This is a genomic window from Mesorhizobium sp. M7A.F.Ca.CA.002.09.1.1, assembly GCF_003998555.1.
Classification (GTDB): domain Bacteria; phylum Pseudomonadota; class Alphaproteobacteria; order Rhizobiales; family Rhizobiaceae; genus Mesorhizobium; species Mesorhizobium ciceri.
In genome coordinates this window covers 1-1,985 of record NZ_RZRR01000968.1, presented here as the reverse complement: position 1 = coordinate 1,985, position 1,985 = coordinate 1, and the positions used below count along the sequence as shown (strand labels likewise).

Annotated in this window: 3 protein-coding genes; all 3 read right to left on the bottom strand. The window is 63.0% G+C overall.

Annotated features, from left to right (window positions below; genetic code table 11):
• The coding region (locus tag EN994_RS29020) for a glutathione S-transferase N-terminal domain-containing protein (protein WP_206530523.1) at window positions 1-386 on the bottom strand (386 nt) is incomplete at its 3' end.
• Window positions 387-515: 129 nt separating this feature from the next.
• Entirely contained in the window at window positions 516-1,493 is a 978-nt protein-coding gene (gene cysK, locus EN994_RS29015) for a cysteine synthase A (RefSeq protein ID WP_027161213.1), read from the bottom strand.
• Window positions 1,494-1,689: 196 nt separating this feature from the next.
• Window positions 1,690-1,985 (bottom strand): LysE family transporter (locus EN994_RS29010; protein ID WP_164746298.1); only part of this gene is annotated, 296 nt, incomplete at its 5' end.

Below are 1,985 nucleotides of genomic sequence, written 5' to 3'. Positions count from 1 at the left end.
GCCTGCTTGACCGCCTTGGTGCCTTCGGGATCGGCAGTGTAGCGGTATGCGTAGTAGAAACGCAGCACCGCCGGATAGAGCACCGACGACATGAAGGCCATCCAGCGCAGGAAATCGGCGCGGGCAGGCGCGTCTGCTGCCGGCGCCAAATTGGCATCGGGATGACGCTCGGCAAGCAGGATGCAGATCGCCGCCGATTCCGTCATCGAGCTTCCGTCCGGCAAGGTCAGCACCGGCACCTGGTTCAACGGACTGATGTCGAGGAAGGCGGGGTCGGGCCGGTCGGTCTTCGGCACGTCGATCTGCTCGAACTGTGCATTCGCCAACGCCAGCGCTGCCTCGACGACGAAGCCGCCGCTGCCAGGACGGGTATAAAGCTTGTACATAAAATTCTCCCCCGGCCGCGCAAAGCAGGCCGGGGCGATATGAACCGGAAGCGGTGCCGCGCTCAAGCCGCCGATGGCGGCCACGCGCGTTTTTTCAGCGGGCCAGCTTGGACGCGAAGGAGCGTCGGACTACGATCCCAGCCCCTCGAACAGGATTGTCGACAGATAGCGCTCGGCGAAGGACGGGATGACCACCACAAGATTTTTGCCCTTGTTCTCCGGCCGCGAGCCGACGACGATGGCCGCCTGCAGGGCGGCGCCCGAAGAGATGCCGACCGGCACGCCTTCGAGGCGGGCGACGAGGCGGGCATTGGCCACCGAATCCTCGTTCGACACCTTGACGATCTCGTCATAGATCGTCGTGTCGAGGATCTTGGGCGCAAAACCGGCGCCGATGCCCTGGATCTTGTGCGGGCCGGGCTGGCCGCCCGACAGAACCGGCGAGGAGTCGGGCTCGACGGCGACGACATGCACGGAGGGCTTGCGCTTCTTCAGCACCTGGCCGACGCCGGTGATGGTGCCGCCGGTGCCGATGCCGGCGACGAAGATATCGACCTCGCCATGCGTATCGTTCCAGATTTCCTCGGCCGTCGTCGTGCGGTGGATTTCCGGATTGGCCGGGTTCTCGAACTGCTGCGGGATGATCGCATTGGGGATCGTCGCTGCCAGTTCGTCGGCCTTGGCGATGGCGCCCTTCATACCTTTCGGACCCTCGGTCAGCACCAACTCGGCGCCGAGCAGCGCCAGCATTTTCCGGCGCTCGACCGACATTGTTTCGGGCATCGTCAGGATCAGCTTGTAGCCCTTGGCCGCGGCGGCGAAGGCAAGCGCGATGCCGGTGTTGCCCGACGTCGGTTCGATCAGCGTTGTCTTGCCGGGAGAAATCTTGCCTGATGCCTCAAGCGCCTCGATCATCGCCACGCCAATGCGGTCCTTGACCGAGGCGATCGGATTGAAGAATTCGAGCTTGGCGATGAGATTGGCGACGATGCCCTTTTCCCTGGCGAACTTGTCGAGCCGCACCAGGGGCGTGTCGCCGATCGTATCGGTGATGGAATTGTAGACGCGGCCGCGACCGGGCACACGGGCTGTGACGGGCTTGTTCATTGGTTTCGCTCCCAGAATTTCAGGCGAGTAAGGATTTCAGGCAGTGGAATTGCAGCCGGCAAGATAGGGCCTTCGGTCGCGCAAGATAGACTGTCGGCTGAAAATATCCGAGTGGGCCCTGTGTCTAAAACCGTGCCGTCCCGGAAAAGCATTTCTCGCAAAGGCCCGTTTGCGAAATGCTTTGGCGGAAAGCTCTCTATTGCCGAGCGGCAATCGCTGCAGCAGCACCGACCATGAAGCCGGCCGCCGTGCGGTTCAGCGCCTTGAGCGCGCGGGGCGATTTCAGAAACCAGCGCGCCTTGGCCGCCAGCGCCAGATACGGCACCAGCACCACCAACAGGACGACAACGGTCAGCGCGACGAGGATGCCGTAATCCGCCAGCGTGATGGTTTTCAGGTCGACGATGGTCGGCGTGATCGCGAGATAGAAGATCATCGTCTTCGGATTGCCGAGGGTAACGGTCAGGCCGGCGGGAAAGCTCGACAGCAAGC

Coding starts and splice junctions, on each gene's coding strand:
- cysK (WP_027161213.1), bottom strand. CDS start 1,493: ATGAACAAGCCCGTCACAGCCCGTGTGCCCGGTCGCGGCCGCGTCTAC.